Source organism: Bradyrhizobium sp. PRIMUS42 (genome assembly GCF_023006515.1).
Taxonomy (GTDB): domain Bacteria; phylum Pseudomonadota; class Alphaproteobacteria; order Rhizobiales; family Xanthobacteraceae; genus Bradyrhizobium.
The window spans coordinates 1-2,631 of sequence record NZ_JALBGZ010000806.1; the positions used below are offsets into that span (position 1 = coordinate 1).

Consider the following 2,631-nt stretch of genomic DNA (forward strand, 5'->3'; position numbering starts at 1 on the left):
GGTCGAGCCGCCGTTCCGCGGCCGCGGTGTCGGCCGTCTGTTGATGGAGCGCGCGCTCAAGGACGCAAAGGCGAAAGGCCACCGTCTCGTGCTGCTGGTCGGCGACGAGCCCTATTACAGCCGTGTTGGCTTCAAGCCGGTCCCGAAGGGCCGCGTCACCATGCCGGGCCCTGTCGACGCCGCCCGCATCCTGGTGTTCGAGCTCGTCGACGGCGCCTTCGAGGGCGTGTCGGGCCCGGTCGGCCCGGACTGGAGCAAGGCGCGGGCAGGGTAGGGATATATCTCCGGGCTACGACGATCTCTTGGAGTCACGACCATGCAGGTGCGACCCGCCGACCCCGCCGAGATCGATCACCTCGCGCAGGTGTGGCACGACGCCTGGCACGGCTCGCACGCCTTGCTCGCACCGCCCGAGCTTGTCCGCCTCCGCACGTTGCCGAACTTTCGCGACCGGCTCGCGGCCATGCTCGACACCATCAATGTCGTTGGCCCGGTCGGCGCGCCCTCGGGTTTCTGCGCGATCAAGTCTGACGAATTGTATCAGCTCTTCGTGTCGCAGGCTGCCCACGGGAGGGGGGGCGCTGCCGCACTGATCGCGGACGCCGAGAAACGCCTCGCGGCGCGGGGTGTCGAATTGGCGTGGCTCGCATGCGCGGTCGGCAACATGCGTGCCGCACGATTCTACGAAAAGAGCGGCTGGGACAACGTCGGCACCTTCGTCATGATGTCGGAGACGTCGATTGGGCCTTTTCCCGTCGATCAATGGCGTTTCGAGAAGCGGCTCGCGCGCTCGGCGTGAGTCCGCAGCCCCGATTTCGCTGCGCTCCATCCGGGCTACGGCCCACCGCTGAACGGGCGTATGTCGGGGCCCTAAAGGCCCCGACCGCATTCCGCCTCAGAACTTGAAGTTTGCGAATGCCCGCACCCCGATGCCGGGCATCAAGACCTCGTCCTTGTTGTAGGACACAGAGTTGCGGATGTTCTCGTTGAGGAGGTTGTTGCCGACGATGCCGGCCATCATCTCGCGTGCGCCGAACCAGTTGCGGTCGAGCTTGGTCTTGTAGCTGACCTCTGCCTTCAGCAGATTGTAGCCTGCCGTCGGCGTCTCCGCGATCGCCGCGACGTTGTTCTGCGCGAAGGCGTGCAGGAGGTTCACGCGCATCAGCCAGTTGTCGTCGCGCCAGAACACGCCGCCGCCCATGCGCATCGGGGGAATGCGCGGCACGTTGGTGCCGTCGCTGAAGGTGGCGCGGACGAAGTCGAGCTGGTTCTCGATGCCCCAGATGCCGCCCTGGAATGCGCCAACGTCGAGCTGCGACTGGAATTCGCCGCCGCGGAAGTTGGCATTGCGCTGCGAGTAGACGGCCTGGTTCAGCTCCGCGCCCGGCGTGCCGCAGGATGCAAAGTCGTCGTCGCAGGACACGCCGGTGAGGCGGCGATAGATGAAATTGTCGAAATGCGTGTAGTAGACCGTCGCCTCGAAGCGGAACGGCCCCGTCGCCCTGCGCACGCCGAGTTCGACCGACTTCGCGGTCTCGATGGTGAGGTTCGGATTGCCGATGTCGAACGTCGCCGTCGCATCATGCCCACCACGCGAAAACAGCTCGGCCGCCTTCGGTGCGCGCTCGACATATTGCGCGGTGATGCTGCCGACCATGCCGCCCGGCAGGTCCTGCAACAGGCCGATGCTGCCGCTCTTCGGCGTGAACGACGGATTGCGCGCGATCGCTGCCTGCGGCGTGCCGTCGGGCAAATAATCGGCCGGGAAGTCCGGTGTCGTGCCGTGCAGCTCGACGTGCTCGATGCGGCCGGCGACCTGCGCCCGCGTCGCCGCCGTGAACTTGAACTCGTTGAAGGCGTAGCCGGCAACGCGCGTGCTGTTGTTGGGGTCCCACAGGCCGTTGAACAACGTGCCGGGATTGTCCGGGCTCGGCGCGCTCAATTCCTGGTGGCCGACCTGGAAGCCCAGCGCCGTCGTCACCTCGGCGAAGCGCGCGTTGAACGGCATCAGCTGCACCTCGGTGCGGATCTCCTGCTCCTTGTTGGTGAAGGTCTGGCGTATGCCGTCGCTGTTGAGGTCGGCGGGATCGGCAAGGCCGATCTCGTTGTGGCGGTAGTCGGTCGCGCCGGCCCAGAAGCGGACGGCGTCGATCGCGGCAGCATCAGGATGGTACTCGCCCTTGACGTTGATCTTGGTCTGGTGGCCGTCGATCCGCGTGTGGTGGTCGGCGCCGTCGATGCCGGGGATGTGGTAGAGCGAGTCGTTCTGCGTGATCGACGCGCCGATATAGCCGCCCTGGAAGAAGTAGGAGCCGCCGATCGAGGCGCCGTCCGAACGTGTCGCCGAGTTCGGCTGGCGGCCGTTCACGGGCCGCGACTGATCGTTCAGATACGGATAGCTCGGGATGGAATAGTCGGAGGTCGTGCGGCCATAGGCGTCGGCGTGGAATGCAAAGTTGCCTCCGCCGGTGTCGAGCAGCACACCACTTTCGACGCCGCGGTCGGCCGAGCTGAACGCGGTGCGTGGCCGCGCCATGGCGGGCGTGAACGGTCACACCAGCGCACGCATCTATTGCCAGAAGATCGAGGCCGAACTGCTTGCGATCGATGGCTTTTACCAGACTGCGGACG

Annotated in this window: 2 protein-coding genes and 2 pseudogenes; 3 read left to right on the forward strand and 1 reads right to left on the reverse strand. The window is 66.0% G+C overall.

Annotated features, from left to right (window positions below; genetic code table 11):
- Together MOV75_RS33925 and MOV75_RS33930 are read left to right on the forward strand one after the other, a co-directional pair.
- A partial coding sequence (locus MOV75_RS33925; RefSeq protein ID WP_247007518.1) for a GNAT family N-acetyltransferase occupies nt 1-274 on the forward strand: 274 nt, incomplete at its 5' end.
- 42 nt (nt 275-316) lie between these two features.
- Entirely contained in the window at nt 317-799 is a 483-nt protein-coding gene (locus tag MOV75_RS33930) for a GNAT family N-acetyltransferase (protein ID WP_246930147.1), read from the forward strand.
- A gap of 96 nt (nt 800-895) precedes the next feature.
- Here MOV75_RS33930 and MOV75_RS33935 read toward each other — a convergent pair.
- Nucleotides 896-2,524 (reverse strand): annotated as a pseudogene (locus MOV75_RS33935) (TonB-dependent receptor); the annotation flags it as partial.
- Here MOV75_RS33935 and MOV75_RS33940 point away from each other — a divergent pair.
- Nucleotides 2,517-2,631: pseudogene (locus tag MOV75_RS33940) on the forward strand (septum site-determining protein MinC); the annotation flags it as partial. The pseudogenes MOV75_RS33935 and MOV75_RS33940 overlap by 8 nt on opposite strands.